Source organism: Pseudoalteromonas translucida KMM 520 (genome assembly GCF_001465295.1).
In the GTDB taxonomy this organism is placed as follows: Bacteria; Pseudomonadota; Gammaproteobacteria; order Enterobacterales; family Alteromonadaceae; genus Pseudoalteromonas; species Pseudoalteromonas translucida.
Genome location: NZ_CP011034.1, coordinates 36407 through 55665, shown reverse-complemented (window position 1 = coordinate 55665; position 19259 = coordinate 36407). Strand labels below are relative to the sequence as shown.

Annotated in this window: 16 protein-coding genes, 2 tRNA genes and 2 rRNA genes; 7 read left to right on the top strand and 13 right to left on the bottom strand. The window is 41.0% G+C overall.

What is annotated here, in order from left to right:
- The first annotated feature begins 84 nt into the window (after positions 1–84).
- The 4 genes from PTRA_RS00270 to PTRA_RS00255 all read left to right on the top strand — a co-directional run bounded on the left by PTRA_RS00270 (position 85) and on the right by PTRA_RS00255 (position 5834).
- Positions 85–540 carry an Lrp/AsnC family transcriptional regulator gene (locus PTRA_RS00270; RefSeq protein WP_058372259.1) on the top strand — a complete coding sequence of 152 codons (456 nt, stop codon included), beginning with the start codon at positions 85–87 and terminating at the stop codon, positions 538–540.
- 74 nt (positions 541–614) lie between these two features.
- Positions 615–3332: an ATP-binding protein gene (locus PTRA_RS00265; protein ID WP_058372258.1), complete on the top strand. Its 2718-nt coding sequence runs from the start codon at positions 615–617 to the stop codon at positions 3330–3332.
- The gene (locus tag PTRA_RS00260) at positions 3322–4692 is read left to right on the top strand and encodes an alpha/beta hydrolase (protein WP_058372257.1); all 1371 of its coding nucleotides are present in this window, start codon (positions 3322–3324) and stop codon (positions 4690–4692) included. The genes PTRA_RS00265 and PTRA_RS00260 overlap by 11 nt, the downstream gene beginning before the upstream one ends.
- A 2-nt stretch (positions 4693–4694) precedes the next feature.
- Positions 4695–5834 carry a GNAT family N-acetyltransferase gene (locus PTRA_RS00255; protein WP_058372256.1) on the top strand — a complete coding sequence of 380 codons (1140 nt, stop codon included), beginning with the start codon at positions 4695–4697 and terminating at the stop codon, positions 5832–5834.
- Here PTRA_RS00255 and PTRA_RS00250 read toward each other — a convergent pair.
- A complete protein-coding gene (locus tag PTRA_RS00250) occupies positions 5811–6401 on the bottom strand; it encodes a DUF938 domain-containing protein (protein WP_058372255.1) in 591 nt (196 codons plus the stop codon). The two genes, PTRA_RS00255 and PTRA_RS00250, sit on opposite strands and share 24 nt — an antisense overlap.
- A gap of 291 nt (positions 6402–6692) precedes the next feature.
- Between PTRA_RS00250 and PTRA_RS00245 the strand changes: the two genes are divergently transcribed.
- The 3 genes from PTRA_RS00245 to PTRA_RS00235 all read left to right on the top strand — a co-directional run bounded on the left by PTRA_RS00245 (position 6693) and on the right by PTRA_RS00235 (position 9110).
- The gene (locus PTRA_RS00245) at positions 6693–8069 is read left to right on the top strand and encodes a class II fumarate hydratase (protein ID WP_058372254.1); all 1377 of its coding nucleotides are present in this window, start codon (positions 6693–6695) and stop codon (positions 8067–8069) included.
- Positions 8070–8182: 113 nt separating this feature from the next.
- Positions 8183–8695: a hypothetical protein gene (locus PTRA_RS00240; RefSeq protein ID WP_058372253.1), complete on the top strand. Its 513-nt coding sequence runs from the start codon at positions 8183–8185 to the stop codon at positions 8693–8695.
- Positions 8696–8705: 10 nt separating this feature from the next.
- Positions 8706–9110 carry a hypothetical protein gene (locus tag PTRA_RS00235; protein WP_058372252.1) on the top strand — a complete coding sequence of 135 codons (405 nt, stop codon included), beginning with the start codon at positions 8706–8708 and terminating at the stop codon, positions 9108–9110.
- A gap of 25 nt (positions 9111–9135) precedes the next feature.
- Here PTRA_RS00235 and PTRA_RS00230 read toward each other — a convergent pair whose 3' ends face one another.
- From PTRA_RS00230 to PTRA_RS00175, 12 genes are all read right to left on the bottom strand, one after another.
- The gene (locus PTRA_RS00230; RefSeq protein ID WP_011326773.1) at positions 9136–9321 is read right to left on the bottom strand and encodes a hypothetical protein; all 186 of its coding nucleotides are present in this window, start codon (positions 9319–9321) and stop codon (positions 9136–9138) included.
- Between the two features lie 55 nt (positions 9322–9376).
- Entirely contained in the window at positions 9377–9697 is a 321-nt protein-coding gene (locus tag PTRA_RS00225; RefSeq protein ID WP_041454305.1) for a hypothetical protein, read from the bottom strand.
- The gene (locus tag PTRA_RS00220; RefSeq protein WP_011326771.1) at positions 9694–10332 is read right to left on the bottom strand and encodes a DUF4178 domain-containing protein; all 639 of its coding nucleotides are present in this window, start codon (positions 10330–10332) and stop codon (positions 9694–9696) included. Before PTRA_RS00220 ends, PTRA_RS00225 begins: the two co-directional genes overlap by 4 nt.
- Positions 10333–10407: 75 nt before the next feature.
- A complete protein-coding gene (locus PTRA_RS00215) occupies positions 10408–11100 on the bottom strand; it encodes a PspA/IM30 family protein (protein WP_011326770.1) in 693 nt (230 codons plus the stop codon).
- A 24-nt stretch (positions 11101–11124) separates the two neighbouring features.
- Positions 11125–11538, bottom strand: a complete 414-nt coding sequence (locus PTRA_RS00210) for a YjfI family protein (protein WP_058372251.1) — start codon at positions 11536–11538, stop codon at positions 11125–11127.
- A 79-nt stretch (positions 11539–11617) separates the two neighbouring features.
- Positions 11618–13339: a polyamine aminopropyltransferase gene (locus PTRA_RS00205; RefSeq protein WP_058372250.1), complete on the bottom strand. Its 1722-nt coding sequence runs from the start codon at positions 13337–13339 to the stop codon at positions 11618–11620.
- Between the two features lie 4 nt (positions 13340–13343).
- The gene (locus PTRA_RS00200; RefSeq protein WP_058372249.1) at positions 13344–14243 is read right to left on the bottom strand and encodes a DUF350 domain-containing protein; all 900 of its coding nucleotides are present in this window, start codon (positions 14241–14243) and stop codon (positions 13344–13346) included.
- A gap of 26 nt (positions 14244–14269) precedes the next feature.
- On the bottom strand, positions 14270–15202 hold the full coding sequence (locus PTRA_RS00195; protein ID WP_058372248.1) for a hypothetical protein: 933 nt from the start codon (positions 15200–15202) through the stop codon (positions 14270–14272).
- A gap of 303 nt (positions 15203–15505) precedes the next feature.
- Positions 15506–15620: ribosomal RNA gene (gene rrf, locus PTRA_RS00190) — 5S ribosomal RNA — on the bottom strand.
- Between the two features lie 147 nt (positions 15621–15767).
- Positions 15768–18656 (bottom strand): 23S ribosomal RNA (locus PTRA_RS00185).
- A gap of 305 nt (positions 18657–18961) precedes the next feature.
- Positions 18962–19037: transfer RNA gene (locus tag PTRA_RS00180), tRNA-Ala, on the bottom strand.
- 111 nt (positions 19038–19148) lie between these two features.
- Positions 19149–19225 (bottom strand) — tRNA-Ile (locus PTRA_RS00175).
- Positions 19226–19259 lie beyond the last annotated feature (34 nt).

Sequence of the window (19259 nt, the reverse complement as noted above, 5' to 3'; positions counted from 1 at the left end):
GTAAAGCGCTAAAAAAATTAGTAATTATTAACATCATTAGCAATAATCACTACAAATATAAAAATAATTAATAAGAATCTATATATGCTCGATAAAAAAGATCAGCAATTGCTCATAGCCTTACAAACCAACGCTAGAATGTCTGTTGCAGATCTTGCCAGTCATATTAGCCTCTCAGATACGCCCTGCCTTAGACGAATTAAAAAGCTAGAACAAGCTAACATCATTACCGGCTACCACGCTGCTATTAACCCTAAGGCACTTAAACTAAACGTTTTGGTGTATGCATTTGTACGTTTAAATCAAAATTCGGCCAGTGCTGCCCTGCAATTTGAACAACACGTAGAAAAGCTCACCCATGTGCTAGAGTGTTCGGTAATATCGGGAAGTTACGACTATTTACTAAAAATAATTGCGCATGATTTAGAAAGCTATGAGCAGTTTGTTAAGCATCAATTAGGGAGCTTAAGCTGTATCGCTAATATAGAATCAACCGTGGTATTAAAGCAGTCTTTTAGCAAAAAACAATTACCATTGTAAAAAATACCGCAAATAACTTACTGTTAGCTATACTGATATTTTCAATTGGGAATATTACTTGTACAGGGATTTATGTGAAAAATTTTAACTCCAAGTATTACTCTAGTGTTTTTTACATTGCTTTTGCTTTAGCCTATTTTTTTGTAGGAGTAATACTTACCAAGCTAACCTTTAACTCGCAAATTATTCCTGTTTGGTTACCCGCTGGCATAGCCTTAGTTGGCTGCTTTGTGTGGTGGTGGCGATTTATTCCTGCGCTATTTTTAGCGGCTCTCGCATTTAATTTAAATTTTTTTACTAATACAACTCATGAAATGGTATTGGTCGGAAATTCATTAAACGAGGCTATGTATATTGCCTTTGGGGTGGTGCTGCAGGGCATGGTTGGTGCCGCAATATTAAAATTTTGGTTAGGGCACCCTCTGCGCCTTAAAAAACGCCAAAACATTATTTATTTTATTGTTGTTGTTGGTGTTTTAGTCAGTTTAATTTCGGCTAATTTTGGCGTGTTTGCACTAAGCCAATTTAATACAATGTACAGTGTAGATAATCACTGGAAAAACACGACCTACTGGTGGTTAGGTGATATTTTAGGGGTGTTAATTGCCACTCCATTTTTACTTTCATTACTACCAGATAAGTCTGATAACTATAATATTTCGGTACTACCGACACTTTCGGTATGTTGTATTTTATTTGTATCAGTAGCGGCTACCACACAATTATACGATAGCGAAAGCCGTATTAATGCGATAAAAATTGCTGAGCGCGAAGTACAAGTGATAGAAAACAGCCTGTACCGCTACACTAATCGCAGCATTATTGCGGTGCAAAGTTTAGCTAGCCAAATTCAGTCATCGCCAACATTAAGCCAGCAAAACTTTAATCAATACGCCAACACCCTGCTTGCTAAGCACTCATTTATAAAAGCCTTGTCATGGAATGTAAAAATTCCACCTCATCAACGCCAAGCATTCTCTCAAGAAATTTCAAGTATTTATAACTTACATTATGATGTTGTTGGTGAGCCTTTAGAGCCAAACGATCCACTCGTTATTGTAAAATATATAACACCGTTTAATATCAACCAAAAAGCCATTGGATTTAATGTCTATTCAAACCCAGATCGCAAAGCATCCTTACTTAATCCCGCAATAAAGTATCAGCCAGTGGGAACTAAAATAATTCAACTCGTACAAACTGAGCACTCTGATGCTGCTTATTTATTGTTTGCGCCTGTATATTCTCAATCCAATGAAAAAGAAACCATTAAAGGCTATGCCACAGGCATATTTTTAGTCCCTCAAATTATTAAGCAGGCCATTACTGAGCAGCAGTCTCAAATGTTTTCGATTGCTATTTATGAAGATATAAACAAACCTGCATTTTACAGTAACTCAAACAATCTTAATGTTGCACAAGGCAGTAAGCTAATATCGTTTAATGTCGATTTTGGTGGGCAACAATGGATAGTAAAACTGGCACTTAAAGATGCTTTTTTAGCCCAACATAATAATCAACTCACCTTGCTGCTGCTGATACTTCAAGTAATTGTATGTTCATTAATTTTATTGATTTTATTGCTGTTTAATCAGCAGCAAATTGCACTTACCCGCCAAGTGGCAGAGCGTACTTACTCATTAGCACAAGCAAAAAAGCAATCTGATTTAGCTAACCGGGCTAAGAGTCAATTTTTAGCTAATATGAGCCATGAAATACGCACGCCACTAAATGCTGTTATTGGCTTTTCTTCGCTTACCCGTAAAGAAGACGATGCCAATACCCTAATTGGTTATTTAGATAAAATAAATTCATCATCTAAAAGCTTATTAAATTTGATAAACGATATCCTCGATATATCTAAAATTGAATCAAAACGGCTAGTGCTTGAACGCATTCCATTTGATTTAACCGCCCTTATTCAGCGCATTAATACTATGTTTGAACAAAGCGCTGCAAGCAAAGCAATTGTGTGGAAAATAAAGAGCAACATCCCTAAAGACACTTGGTTTGTTGGCGATCCTATGCGGTTAGAGCAAATAATGCTTAATTTATGCAGTAACGCTATTAAATTTACTAACACTGGCAGTGTTACTTTAAATGTAGATACGCAGCTTATTGCGCCCAATAAAGCACAGCTAACAATTGCGGTTATTGATACCGGAATAGGTATAAAAGCAACGCAACATGAAAAGTTATTCAATGCATTTACTCAAGCCGATAACTCTACTTCTCGGCAGTTTGGTGGCACCGGCCTTGGGTTAACCATAGCCAAAGAGCTTAGTGTGTTGATGAATGCAAATATAGCGCTACATAGCGAGCTTGATAAAGGCTCTACTTTTACATTTACATTAGAAATAGAGACGGTTAAAGCGCAAAAACCCCTTATAAAACCTACAGATAATACTAATATAGCCGCTTTAAAAATTTTAGTGGCCGAAGATAACCCAGTTAATCAAATGGTTATAAAAGCCATGCTTGGTTCACTAAAAATTGTGCCACAGGTTGTTGAAAATGGTGAGCTTGCAGTTAATATTATAAAAAAACAGCATTTTGATTTAGTGCTTATGGATTGCCAAATGCCAGTAATGGATGGCTATAGAGCAACGGCCCTGATCAGGCAATTTAAAACGGCTGAGGAACTGCCAATTGTTGCCTTAACTGCCGACGTTATGCCCGAAGACAAAGCACACGCTCAGGCGGTTGGTTTTAATCAACACCTTGCAAAACCGCTTGAACTAATTAAGCTAACCGAGTGTCTTGCTCAATATGCAGTGGTTTATGAACAATAATAGTGTATTTTTAAAAATATTTTTAACTTGTATGCTTGGCTTTTTTCCTCACTTAGCTGTCGCTGAAAATTGTATTACGCAGGCAAACGATTTTGAGTTTATTAAAAAGAGTAAACAGCAAGGCCTATTACGCTATACAAAGGAGCACCACCAAGCGCATTTTGATTACCAAGCGCGTGCCCCTTTTAACAGCTACCTAAATCATGCGTATCAGTATATTAGCGTAGCTAATCCTCGCGCTGCTATGCCATGTCCTGTGTTTACTCAAACGTATCAGCAACTAGTTAATCAAGGCAGCCGTAAGCCTAATCCCACTATTGCCGATATTATTGCTCCTTTTGAGTTAAAACACCCACAAAATAAAAAAGCGGTATTACTCGTGCACGGCCTTACCGACTCCCCTTTTACCTATCACGATTTAGCCCAAGTGTATTACCAGCAAGGTTATACCGTACGCACTATTTTATTACCTGGCCACGGCAGCGCTGCTAGTGCGTTACAAGATGTAGACCTACAGCAATGGCAGCAAGCTGTGCGTTACGCTATAGAGCGCACAGCACAAGACTTTGATGAGGTTATTTTAGGGGGCTACTCTACGGGGGCGGCACTACTTATAGACTATGCAATCACGCAAGCGCTTTCATCAAAAATAACGGCGCTTATGTTGTTTTCACCGGGCTCTGAGCCGCATAATAAACAAGGTTGGATGGCCAAGTGGCTTGATTTAATCCCTTTTTTAAATTGGATAGATAAAGACGCCGATGTTGATTTTGCCAAGTATGAGTCGTTTCCACTTAATGCCGCGGCAGCCTCACATGATGCAATGTCATTGGTTAGCATTAAAAATTTAAGTAAGCGCCCAGCTTTGGCATTGCCTGTATTTAGCGTAATAAGCGATATTGACGCGACAATTGATAGCCATGCTACCCTTAAATTATTAAATGCATTACATAATACTAATTTAAGTCGCTATAAAAAACTCGATACCTTAGTGCTTTATGGTAGCAGCGCTATTTTACCCCCAAATTTTGCAGCAGATTACAGAGTATTAAATCCGCAGTGTGCCAGCGAGGCATGTCTAAAAATCCATGGTATATCGCATATTGCCATTGTTAACTCACCACAAAATCCGCATTATGGTATTAACGCTTCTTATCGTAATTGCGGCAGTTTTATTGGCGGCGAAAAGTTATATAAAACCTGTAAAACCACAAAAACGCCGCAATTTGGAGAACGTACAGCTGCTAACTTAAAGCAATACCCCACCTTACAACGATTAACCTATAACCCCTTTTTTCCTGAGCTTAAAAAACAAATAAGCACCTTTATAAAAAACGTAGAACACGCACAAGGTAAGTAGTAATGGCGACATTTTCGCATCAATGGTTTAGTAGTATTAATCAAATAGAGCGAGCGCAATGGCAACGCTTGTTTGGCGACGAGCCATTTACCCAACATGCTTTTTTATACGCATTAGAGCAAAGTCAGTGTGTTACTCAACAAAGTGGTTGGCAGCCTTATCACTTAGCTATTTTTGAGGGCGAAAATATTATTGCGCTGGCACCGGGCTATTTAAAAAGCCACTCTTACGGTGAATATGTGTTTGATTGGGCCTGGGCAGAAGCATACGAGAAACATGGCTTAGAGTACTATCCTAAATGGCTATGCGGTGTGCCATTTTGCCCTATTGAAGGTAGCCGTATTGCTATAGAGCATAGTAACCCTAGCTTAGTGTATGAATACATCACAGAGTTACTAAACCTGCACAGCAAAGAGCAAGGCTGGTCTGGCTGGCACGTTAATTTTTGCAACTTAGCCCAAGCAACACAGCTCACACTGCAGCACGCTATGCTTAGAGTGGGTGTGCAATTTCAGTGGTTTAATAAAGGCTTTACATGCTTTGACGATTTTTTAGATACGCTTAATTCTCGTAAGCGCAAATCACTAAAAAAAGAACGTAGCAAAATAACTCAACAAAACATTACTATTGAATGGCTGCAAGGGACGCAAATTACGCCTGAAATTATGCAGCTATTTTGCGAATTCTATCAACGTACTTATTTAAAACGCTCTGGCCACTTAGGCTATTTAAACATGCCCTTTTTTAAGCTTTTACATGCGCTAATGGCCGAAAAGCTAGTCATTATGCTAGCCAAAAAAGAGGACGCTATTATTGCCGCAACCCTTAGCCTAATAGGAGAAGATACACTGTACGGGCGGTATTGGGGGGCAAGCGAAGAGGTAGATTCACTGCACTTTGAGCTATGCTATTACCAAGGGATTGAGTTTGCAATAAAGCATAACCTCAGCTGTTTTCATTCAGGGGCACAAGGTGAGCATAAAATAGCACGCGGTTTTGCCCCAGTATTAACCTACTCAGCTCACCATATAATTGATAACGACTTTAGCAACGCAATTAACGATTACTTAAAACGTGAACGCCAGCATATTAATATTTATAAAGATCAATGCAGCGCATTACTGCCGTTTAAAAATCAGTAACTGATTATTAGCAGGCATGGCTATATCACTTAGTAACGTTAGCCCTGCTTGCTTTGCTAATAGCTCAACTGCTGCAAAATCTCTAATACCACTAAGTGGGTCGCGCTCTATTAAAAAGCGATTAAAGTCATTATTACTTTGGCTAGTAAACTCGCCTTTATATTTAAATGGCCCGTAAATGCATACTATGCCTTGGTCATTTAAATGCTGTTTTACACCCGCAAAAAAATGCTCTACTAGTTGCCAGCTTACAATATGAAAAGTATTAGCCGTGTAAATAGCATCCACTTTATCAATTGGCCACGCATTGTTTAAGTCAAGTTCAAGGGGAGCATGTAAATTGGTTAAATTAACCTCGCGGTGCCATAAATTAATACCCTCATGATTAATCGCTCTGTCGCTGCTATACCATTGTAAATGCGGCAACTGCTGAGCAAAATACACGCTGTGCTGACCTGTACCTGAGCCTACTTCGAGCACCGTTTTGGCATTCGCTAACACAGATTTTAACTGCGCTAAAATAGGCTGTTTATTATTTTCACACGCTTGTGAGAATGGCTTAATCATTTTTACTCTCAAGGTTAAATACTGATGCGCAACAGTAAAGCAAATTTAGCGTATTTTGTCGTGCGCTAATGTACGCTTTAAAGCCAGTTAATTAATCTATACTTTTATAATTGCTCTTTACATTGAAACACGCAGTCAAAGATGTAATGATAATTATTATCAAATACCCCTTGTAATTTACCACGCCAGCCTACAGATAGAGTACAAGGTTTACTTACAATAAATAATTACCAAGCGAGTGCGTAATTAGCATTCTCAGCCGCTGGTTTAATCCTTTTGAGGAAAAATATTATGACTCAGTTTAGAACAGAATCAGACAGCATGGGCGAGCTACAAGTCCCTGCTAATGCACTATATCAAGCGCAAACTCAGCGCGCTGTGAATAATTTTGCCATCAGTGGTTTAGCTATGCCTAAGCAGTTTATAACCGCCCTTGCTTACATTAAACAAGCTGCAGCGCAGAGCAACTTTGAGCTTGGGCACCTAAGTAAAACTAAAGCTAAAGCAATAGAGCAAGCATGCCAAGAAATTATTGATGGTAGCCATTATGAGCATTTCCCGGTCGATATATTTCAAACTGGCTCGGGTACGAGCTCAAATATGAATGCCAATGAAGTGATTGCCACTTTAGCAAGCCGGCTAGGTGATGAAAGTATTCATCCTAATGATGATGTAAACATGGGGCAAAGCTCTAACGATGTGATCCCTACTGCCATTGCCCTGAGCAGCGCAATAAATGTGGTATACGAATTACTGCCTTCACTAGAAAAACTATCACAGCATTTAGAACATAAAAAAGCCGAAGTTGGCGCGATAGTAAAAACAGGCCGTACTCATTTAATGGATGCTATGCCGGTTACTTTTGGGCAAACTTTAAGTGCCTGGCAAACGCAAATTAACCATGCTGCAGCTGGCATAAGGCATAGCCTAGAGCGTGTTTGCGAACTAGCACAAGGTGGCACCGCTGTAGGAACAGGTATTAATGCCGATCCACAATTTGCACCGCTATTTGCTAAAAATCTCAGTGCCAACGTAGGGATTCGATTTACTCCTAGCAGTAACTTTTTTTACAATATTGGTTCGCAAGATGCCATTGTCGCGCTTTCAGGGCAATTAAAAGTACTTGCTGTAGCGCAAATGAAAATAGCCAACGACTTGCGCTGGATGAACTCTGGTCCATTAGCGGGTTTAGGTGAAATAGAGCTTGAAGCACTGCAACCCGGATCATCTATTATGCCCGGCAAAGTAAACCCTGTGATCCCCGAAGCAGCAGCTATGGTGAGCGCCCAAGTAATTGGTAACGACGCTACAATTACCGTTGCCGGCCAAGCAGGTAATTTTGAGCTAAATGTAATGCTGCCGGTAATTGCTTATAATATTTTACAAAGTATAGAGTTACTCGCCAATAGCGCCCAAGCGCTGGGAGATAAAGCCATTGCTAGCTTTACAGTAAATCAGCTAAATATTGATAAGGCATTGGCTAAAAACCCTATTTTAGTAACCGCGCTAAATCCGGTGATCGGTTATGAGAAAGCAGCTAAAATAGCGAAACAAGCATATAAAGAAGCTCGCCCAATTATTGATGTTGCCGAGCAAGAAACCGAATTATCGCGCAGCGAGCTCGAAAAGCTACTCAATCCCAGCAAGTTAACCCAAGGCGGGCTGTAAATATTCACAGTAATTAATAACGGCTTTAATTGCTTGATAATAGAGTTTTTATTGCCGTAACAAATGCACAGTGTATGATAGTGGTGAATAATTCACCACTATCAGGATTTGTTATGCGTACTACATTGCTAGCTATATTTTTACCACTGTGTTTAACCGCTTGTTTAGATAACCCCGTAGCAGAAACAGAAAAAACAACTGCCAGCGAAACAACAGCGCCATCGCAGCAACAACTGCAAAAAAGTAACAAAGCAGAATTACATACCCCAGCCGAAAAACTATCAAATACTGCCATGAAAGCAGTTACTCTTGATGACATTAAAGCAGCTAAAAATGAATTAAATACGCTCATTGCTAATAAACAATGTGATAGCAGTACGCAGTGCCAAGTAGAAGCTGTAGGTAGCCGAGCATGTGGCGGCCCAAGTAGTTATGTAGTGTATTCAACGACAACAGCAACAACTGAGCAAGTCACTGCATTAAGTAAAAAAATCACTACCTTTGAAAGTAACTATAATGCACAAAATCAAATGGTCAGTATTTGCCAGCATTTAACTGCGCCAAGCACGCAGTGTGTAGAAAATAAATGTGTTAAACTTGAAGGCTCAGCAGTAAGTGTATTTTAAGGATAAGGTTATGAGTTGTTTGCCATCAGCAATTAAACTATCAGTTGTAAGTATTGCTACTAGTATTTTGTTACTGAGCGGCTGTGCTAGCACAACATCGTCAAGCAATGATCACGGAACGAGTTTAGCGAGTCTTAATAGTCAACTTAACGATATTGTTAGTAACAATAGCTGTACAGCTAGCTTTCAATGTAAAGTGCTTGAAGTAGGTGCGCGTGCGTGCGGTGGACCAAGTAAGTATGCTGTGTACTCAACACTTAATACCCAACAAGAACAAGCTGAGCAGATTGCACAGCAAATAACAGCACAAGAAAACACGCTAAATAAGGCACAAGGCTTAACTGACTGCCCATCAGTGCTTGAAGTACAATCACTGTGTATTAATCAGCAATGCCAACCTTTTGAAATAAAATAATGCTGCAAACAATTTAATTTCAGCGTTATCCTAAATATGGGATTAACGCTGAAATAATTACCACCATTACTAAACAAATCCCCGCCTTAATAATATAGTGCATTGGCATTTTATTAAGCACCCAATACGCATAAATAAAACGCACAAAGTAGCTTGCCGCAGTACCAAATAATGCAAAAATTAGTAAGTAAGCAATTAAAATTATATTCACGGCAACTCGTTATTTTATCGTTTTAGTTTAAGGGCATAGCGTCTATAACATAAAACTACTTAATTTTTTTTGTATGAGCAATCAAAAGTTCTGCAACACGTTGCTTTACTACGCGCTTGTCGTCACTTTGTACATCAAAACGGCTTGCAAGCTGTGCTATTTCATCGTCGTTTAAATTAAACGATAAACGCTGTCGGGTTTTTTTCGACTTTACATCTAAACCAAGTATTTTGCGTATCATATCTGAGGGTGTTAGTTCTTGATCAATCGCTTGCTTTTTTATCGACTTTTGTACTTCGCTACTTAGATCAAATGCCATTTGCGTGGCACGCACTGCCTGCTCTTGGCGTAACCACTTTTCTTTAGCATCACTCACTTAGCGTCTCCTGGAAACAAGTCAACAATGTCGGTAATTGGTCGCGTTAAGGTAAGCGAGACTTCGGTTTCGCCACCATCCCAAATCTCAATATTTAAACCAAAGCCTTTATCATCAGACTCTAAACAAATCATTTCACACAGCTCACCACCTTCTTGCTCATAACGTGGAAGAGCTTGATTGCGATAGTCTTTATTATGAAAATAACACACAAATGGCGATTCGCTTTGCTGATAGCTGTTAGCTAAAAACTGCGTAAAACGCTCTGGTATATTTTGCACTGTGATATGCGTTAACGACTCTTCATCAAAAATACGCGCAAACTGATCAAGGCCAAATATATCTTCTACTTCATCACGTTGTACTTTTATAGAAAAGTTAGCCCATTGCTCGCCATCTTCTTGCTCTATTTGTAAAAATACCACTTGGCCGCTGTCACTTTCCAACACAAACTCAGTATCACTACTGTGTTGATACTGATAAGTTTGTATATCAATAACGCGAAGAGTTTGCCCTTTTAACCACGCAGGATAAGCAAATGAATCGATGACGGTAAACATGTCACCTTTTTTAAGCTCACTGGCATGATTAAGCTGACGCTCTGGCTCTTTTTTAGATTTGAAAAAATTAAACATAGGAAGGCTGCCTTCTAAGCAAAAAAGGTAACTAAGCTAAAGCCTGGTTACCTTTTTAAAATATGAACGTAATTATTAGCTATTTTGCTTGGCTTTAATACGCGCTAAAATATCAGCACTTTTTGGACTACTGTCACCAATTCCGGCTTCTGCCATTTTCGCTTTTAAATCGTCGCCGTTTACATCGGCTTCTAGCTCTTTAGCTGCACCTAACTGATCTTGACGGTCTTGCTGGCGTTGCTTAATACGCTCAAGCGATTGACGAGCCGATGTCATAGACGAGCTGTTAGTGTTTAATGTGCTGTTTACAGCCATGGTAGCTTGTTGCACGCTTTCTGTGGTTTTAACCATAGTTAGCTGGCGTTGGTTTTCTTTAATCGACTTTTCAGCTTCTTTAACTTGCTGTTTAAGCGCTACAATGTGATTGCTAAAACCAGATAATACTTGTTCGTTCTCTGCTTTTTCAGCTTCAAACTCGCCAATTTTTTCTGCAATTTCTAATGCTAAAGCTTCATTACCTTTCTCCAGCGCTTGGCCAGCATAAGCTTCATGCTCAGCAATAGAAGCATCTACAGCGCTAATTTTACGCTTAGTTTGCATTTCTTTCGCCATAACTTCTGTTAGGCTCTTTTTAGCACGGTGCAAAGCATTTTGTGCGTCTGCAATTTCTTGCTCAAAAATACGGATACCGTTTTTATCTACAATTGCTTCGCCTGCTTCGCGAGCGCCGCCACGTACTGCTGTAAATAATTTTTTTAAAATACTCATAATCTTAACTCCACTAAATCGCTACTAATCGTTTAAATACATGGTCACGGCTTCTAGTGCATCAATAGCATTATCGGCTAATGTCACTAGTTCGTGGGTAATGTCATCTAATGATGAATTTACCGACAGTGCACCAAAAATCGCGTATTTATTATCGATTTTAGCAAATGCACTTAATGGAATTGGCACGTTTAAACGTAGTAATGTTTCGTTTAACTCGTTACGTAATTCCTGCTTAACTTCGTCTTCGTCAAACAAGTAGCTAATGCATAATAACTGCTCTTGTGTTTGCGTAACAAAAATTGGAAGCTCATCATTTTCATCAACAATGACTTGTAATACATCTTGCTCACCTGGATTAGCAATCAAGAAAGACTCAAAGTTAGCGCCTTCTGTTTCAAAAGAAGCTAATTTTATTGAAAGTTCATTTAATTCCATGTCTCTGCCTTTTGTCGTTTGACATATTATGTCTGAGTTAAGATTCTCATGGCCGACATATTATGTCAACCATGTTTTATTAGTTTTTATACAACTCGCTTTCTATTTGCCATGCTGTACGGTAATAATCGTACAGTTGACCAGAGCCTAACCTATTGACTTCAATATCTTTAACATGTTCAAAATAATTATTCGGAAAAACAAAACTAGCCAGTAAATATTCTTTACTGATCCACCTTGATGGTATCGGCATTGCGGTTACATCGTTAATTCGCCCACTAGCCGATTGCCCCATTTTAGTAGCTATAGTCCAGCCCCATTGCCCAAATGAAGGTATGTTTTGTTGATACTGTTCTACATATTCAAATCCAGCCGCTTTAACCGTTTTAGCAATACTTAAAAATGCTTTTTTAGCATGATAAGGCGAGGTTGACTGCACCGCCATTGCTCCATCTGGTGCTAGTAATTGGCGTACATGATTATAAAAGTAATCACTATACATTTTATTTAAATCGGGATGATTAGGGTCCGGTAAATCAATTAAAATAGTATCAAATTGCTTTGCCTGGTCGAGCAACTTTTCAACTTCTAAAAAGGCATCACCAACAATAATATCTGCACGCGGATCATGCATAGATTTGCTATTAAGGCTTAACAACCGCTGGCTAATATCTTCAGGCGAAGTAAACTCAGCGTCTTTATGGCCAAACAAATTAAGCAATTGCCCATCAAGGTCAATCAGGGTTACTTTGCTCACCGGCCACTTTAAAACATCTCTAAGTGCCAGCCCATCGCCACCACCAATGATCAGTACCCGCTCATGACGATTTGACGCCAACATAGCCGGGTAAACTAACATTGAATGATATATTTGCTCATCAACACTAGAAAACTGTAAGCGCCCATTTAAGTATAAATCGGTTATTGGCTGTGGCTGATTTTTACTTAACCGCTCGGTTAGTACCACATGTTGATATTTAGTGGCTTGGGAATAAATAACCTTGTCTTTGTATAAAACATTGCTCAAGTTATCCATCCAGCTACTGCCTAATACCAATATAAACGCAAATAATACTAGCAATAACAGGTGACACGCTAATAACAGCTTTGCAAAGCGTACATAGGTATGATACCGCCATAAAAAGGCAAGCCCTGCAATTATATTAAACAGCGCAGTCCACGCAGCTGCTTGCATTATGGGCATAGACAACATAATACTAACCCAAATAGCCGCGCCAATTCCGGCACCTATATAGTCGGCACCATAAATTGTTCCTGCGTTATTCTCTAAAAAACGACCATAAACATGCTGACGAATACGCGCGATAAGCGGTATTTCCATACCAATAAACAAGCCAAGTATAAGGCCAAATACATAGGGTAAAAAACGCGACCACTCTTGTAGCTTTTGAAATACATAGCCATTGAGTACTACGTCGGGAGGCAAATTAAAAATACTCGAAAACATATGCGGCAGCGAATAACTCACAGCAATAACGCCGGCAATGGCCAAAATACAGCCCATGCCAATCAAAGCAATTATACTTTCTAGCCAAGCAAAGGCGGTAAATGCATCTTTAAACCAACGCGCTAAAAATGCGCCAATGCCCATTGCGACTATCATAGTGCCGATCATCGCATAAATAGCGCTTTCTACTGAGCCAAGTACCCGCCCCGCATAATGAGACAGTAAGTATTCATAAATAAGGCCACACCCTGCGAGTACAGCCATAACGGTAATAAGTAAAATATCGTGCCCAAGTAAACTAAATTTACTTGGGCTTTTTATAGTTGATGACACTCGATTATGCGCCTAATAGTGTTGCCATAGTTATACCTACCGCAAATGATAACGCTGCAGAAATCGCGGCTACACCCACATTTTTTTGACGGTTCACTTCATCTGAAATATCACAGCCAGATAAAATTATTTTAATTGTCACTAAATGCAAAATAATAAATACCAGTAAACTAACTACTGCACTAATAGCCCAGTACAACAAACTCGCATTAATATTATCGGCTACGTAAGGCGCAATACCCGTTGCTGCGGTAATGGCTAATGCGCTGCCAATTAAAAAACCGGCATAACGAATACCCACAGCTAAGTTGCCATCAATAATTGCTTGTTGTAAGCAATCACCACTTTTATTGGTGCGCTTAAACAGCTGTACGCGATATTGGCTCACTACCAACAACACTAGGCTACCAATAACAAAAGCTGCAACCACAATAGGTAAACCATGCCAGCCGTCGGTAGCCACCCAGAGCAATGCCGAGCGAATTACAATGGCGACACTAACAACGTGGCCAAAGTCGATAACAGCCGCTGTCACGTTACCTTTAACTATTTCGCTATGTAAGCTCACTTTACGTAGCGCAACTTTATCTTGAAAGAAATGCCCAAGCTTAATGAGTAAAATAGCCAGTGCACCATAGCCCAGCATTTGCAGAGCTTCTTGCTGTAATGACACCGCAAAAGCACCGCTGCTCACACCAGTAAGCACAATCGCCAATGCAACTAAACCCGCAGCAAAACTAATACCAAATGCAAAGTTATCACGCTCAGTAATTTCATCATTAGCATGCAGGTTAGATACCCAACCCTTAATATATTTAAGACTCACAAACAGCAAAACAATAATTGCAAAATCAATCGCCAGCGCTTGCAGTGACCACATAGTTATTCCATTAAATTCATACATATTACTCTAACTCCAACTTTATTCTTTTACTTACCACGGCTCACGCCACGAGAGGTTCTACTACCACTGTTACGAACTGAGCCCGAGTTATTACTGTAACTACTCGAACGAGAATAACTACTGCGACTTTTAGGTGGTGTGTAGCTACTTCGGCTTAAGCCTGACGCCCCCGTTTTTTTGCTCGCATAAGGGCTAGTAAATTGCTTACCTTGGCGTTGATATGATTGACGCGTACGTGTTTCTAGCGTGCTCTGCGCTTTAATTTGTTTTGGGCTTGAGTAACGTGAACGGCCGTAGTCATTGTAATAACTATATTTACGACCTCGGCTCCAGCTACCATATTCAACACGATTAAATACATCCCCTAAAATACGATACATACCGTACCATTGCCAAAAGCTAGTACCATTGCTGTTAGATTGCCAGTTACCATAATTAGGATTACCCACCATTTGGTTACCAACTCCAGCGCCTTCAGCTTGCTGACTAATAGCACCAATACGCGCTAAATTGCCTTTAGACATATCCGCAAGCATATTAATAGGATCGGTTAACGCATCTGAGAATAGCGTAGGCTTTGCAGCTTCGCGCAATAAATCAATACTGTGCAAAGTATCTTCGTAAGGAGGAATAAGGTAGGTGCCCTTAATATCTTTAAGTCGCTGTGTTAAACCACTGTAAAGTGCACCTTGACGAGTGGCGTCAAGGGTAATTACATCAACAACTTTTGAAAGTTCTGGTTGCTGATTTTTAAGCTGAACACCGTATTCTTTAAGTAATAATGCATTTCGCAAACTACCATTATCAAGCGCAGTACCTAGCTGTGATAGCTCAACCTCCGCTTTTTTAATCGATTCTTGAATTGTTTTTTGCAGTTGCTCTTCTTTAGATTGGCAACCCATAAGCACCGCAAACAAACAAAACAGGCTGATAAGTTTCCAAGCTTTAATATTTGACATTCATGTCACCTGATTTACTGAATTAACCTCAGTAGTTTTACACAGGTCACTTATTAAACCAACAGTGAAATTGCAACAAAATGATTTTAAAAATGAATTTCTAGCTTGAGAATACAACGACTCGTTAAAGGCTACAGTCTCCTTAGCTATTTTAAAGCTCTTTATCGTCGGTAGTCACGTTGCTCTCCCGACCTACATGAGAGACTTTAGTGTATATTGAGTGTGTATTATTCACCCAAACTCCACTTTTCTGCAGACGTAAAAAAGCCCGAATCGTTAGATTCGGGCTTTCTACAATTTGGAGCCTGGCAATGTCCTACTTTCACATAGCAAATGCTACACTATCATCGGCGCTGTTTCGTTTCACTACTGAGTTCGGCATGGGATCAGGTGGGTCCAAAACGCTATTGTTACCAAGCAAATTAGGACGTTAATTCGTATTACTACAAATTAACTGAATTTGGAAAATATCTGATAATATTTTTTAAGTCGTTCTTCAGTAATATCTACTTTAGTTATATTAACTTCTTGCTTGAACTGTCACATAAAACGCGTTTGGCGTTGTATGGTTAAGCCTCACGGGTAATTAGTACAAGTTAGCTTAATGCCTCACAGCACTTCCACATCTTGCCTATCAACGTTGTAGTCTCCAACGGCCCTTCAGAGAGCTTATAGCTCTAGTGAGAAATCATCTCGAGGCCTGCTTCGCGCTTAGATGCTTTCAGCGCTTATCAGTTCCGAACGTAGCTACCGGGCAATGCCATTGGCATGACAACCCGAACACCAGCGGTTCGTTCACTCCGGTCCTCTCGTACTAGGAGCAACCCCTCTCAATTCTCAAACGCCCACGGCAGATAGGGACCGAACTGTCTCACGACGTTCTAAACCCAGCTCGCGTACCACTTTAAATGGCGAACAGCCATACCCTTGGGACCGACTTCAGCCCCAGGATGTGATGAGCCGACATCGAGGTGCCAAACACCGCCGTCGATATGAACTCTTGGGCGGTATCAGCCTGTTATCCCCGGAGTACCTTTTATCCGTTGAGCGATGGCCCTTCCATTCAGAACCACCGGATCACTATGACCTACTTTCGTACCTGCTCGACGTGTCTGTCTCGCAGTTAAGCTGGCTTCTACCATTACACTAACCGTACGATGTCCGACCGTACTTAGCCAACCTTCGTGCTCCTCCGTTACTCTTTAGGAGGAGACCGCCCCAGTCAAACTACCCACCAGGCACTGTCCGTAACCCCGATTCAGGGGCCAACGTTAGAACATCAAAACTACAAGGGTGGTATTTCAAGGTTGACTCCAACAAAACTAGCGTCTCATCTTCAAAGTCTCCCACCTATCCTACACATGTAGGTTCAATGTTCAGTGCCAAGCTGTAGTAAAGGTTCACGGGGTCTTTCCGTCTAGCCGCGGGTACACAGCATCTTCACTGCGATTTCAATTTCACTGAGTCTCGGGTGGAGACAGCGTGGCCATGGTTACACCATTCGTGCAGGTCGGAACTTACCCGACAAGGAATTTCGCTACCTTAGGACCGTTATAGTTACGGCCGCCGTTTACCGGGGCTTCGATCAAGAGCTTCTCCCTAAGGATAACCCCATCAATTAACCTTCCGGCACCGGGCAGGTGTCACACCGTATACGTCATCTTGCGATTTTGCACAGTGCTGTGTTTTTAATAAACAGTCCCAGCCACCTGGTCACTGCGGCTCCCGTCCGCTTAGAGAGCAAGTCTCATCACAGATAGGAGCGTACCTTCTCCCGAAGTTACGGTACGATTTTGCCTAGTTCCTTCACCCGAGTTCTCTCAAGCGCCTTAGTATTCTCTACCTGACCACCTGTGTCGGTTTGGGGTACGATTCCATATAATCTGAAGCTTAGAGGCTTTTCCTGGAAGTATGGCATCAGCAACTTCATCACCTTAGTGACTCGTCTCGTGTCTCAGGTTTAATGTTCGTCCGGATTTACCTAAACAAACGCCCTACTCACTTTCACATGGACTACCAACGCCATGCTTGCTTAGCCTGCTCCGTCCCCCCATCGCAATTATATCGAGTACAGAAATATTAATCTGTTTCCCATCGACTACGCCTTTCGGCCTCGCCTTAGGGGTCGACTTACCCTACCCTGATTAACATGGGATAGGAACCCTTGGTCTTCCGGCGTGGGAGTTTTTCACTCCCATTATCGTTACTCATGTCAGCATTCGCACTTCTGATACCTCCAGCATACCTCCCGGTACACCTTCAACGGCTTACAGAACGCTCCCCTACCACTCATCCTAAGATGAATCCGCAGCTTCGGTGCATAGTTTAGCCCCGTTACATCTTCCGCGCAGACCGACTCGACCAGTGAGCTATTACGCTTTCTTTAAAGGATGGCTGCTTCTAAGCCAACCTCCTGGCTGTCTGGGCCTTTCCACATCGTTTCCCACTTAACTATGACTTTGGGACCTTAGCTGGCGGTCTGGGTTGTTTCCCTCTTCACGACGGACGTTAGCACCCGCCGTGTGTCTCCCGGATATTACTTTACGGTATTCGGAGTTTGCAAAGGGTTGGTAAGTCGGGATGACCCCCTAGCCTTAACAGTGCTCTACCCCCGTAAGTATTCGTCCGAGGCTCTACCTAAATAGATTTCGGGGAGAACCAGCTATCTCCCGGTTTGATTAGCCTTTCACTCCTAACCACAAGTCATCCCCTAACTTTTCAACGTTAGTGGGTTCGGTCCTCCAGTTGATGTTACTCAACCTTCAACCTGCTCATGGCTAGATCACCGGGTTTCGGGTCTATACCTTGCAACTATTCGCCCAGTTAAGACTCGGTTTCCCTACGGCTACCCTAATCGGTTAACCTCGCTACAAAATATAAGTCGCTGACCCATTATACAAAAGGTACGCAGTCACCCAACAAGTGGGCTCCTACTGCTTGTACGTACACGGTTTCAGGTTCTATTTCACTCCCCTCACAGGGGTTCTTTTCGCCTTTCCCTCACGGTACTGGTTCACTATCGGTCAGTTGGGAGTATTTAGCCTTAGATGATGGTCCACCTATATTCAGTCAAAGTTTCACGTGCTCCGACCTACTCGATTTCACTTAAAATGTCTTTTCATGTACGGGACTATCACCCTGTATCGTGGCGCTTTCCAGCAGCCTTCCATTAACACATAATAAGCTTAAGGGCTGTTCCGATTTCGCTCGCCGCTACTTTCGGAATCTCGGTTGATTTCTTTTCCTACGGGTACTTAGATGTTTCAGTTCTCCGCGTTCGCTTCGTTAACCTATGTATTCAGTTAACGATACCTGCAAGCAGGTGGGTTTCCCCATTCGGAAATCCTAGTCTCAAGTGCTTTTTACTAGCTTGACTAGGCTTATCGCAAGTTAATACGTCCTTCATCGCCTCCAACTGCCAAGGCATCCACCGTGTACGCTTAGTCACTTAACCATACAACCCAAACGGGTCTTTGTTGTGTGACAGTTTAACTTCGCCAGAAGTCAATATTGAATACTAAAGTAGATACCAATCAATCAACTCATAAGAGTTAACTAAATGGCACTGAATGGTACTGCTACCATTCTTTTTTTACTTTTGAAAACTCTTGATAAATACAATGTATTCATCAGAATTTTATTATCAGCTTTTCCAAATTTTTAAAGAGCAAGAGAAATAAAAACTTCTCAAAATTAAACACACTTCATTCTCAGGTCGTTTATGACCCGATAAAGAATATTTATTTTTAAGAAGTAAAGTGGTGGAGCTAAGCAGGATCGAACTGCTGACCTCCTGCGTGCAAGGCAGGCGCTCTCCCAGCTGAGCTATAGCCCCACATATGCTGGTCTTACTGTTTGTATACCGACTTTGCTTCCAGGCAAGGCGTGGGAAATCGACGTTTAGTTTACTAAACGAGATATTCCATAACGATGTATGGGAGTAAAGTGGTGGGTCTGAGTAGATTTGAACTACCGACCTCACCCTTATCAGGGGTGCGCTCTAACCAGCTGAGCTACAGACCCAAACAATAAGTGTTGTTCTCTTTACAATTAACAA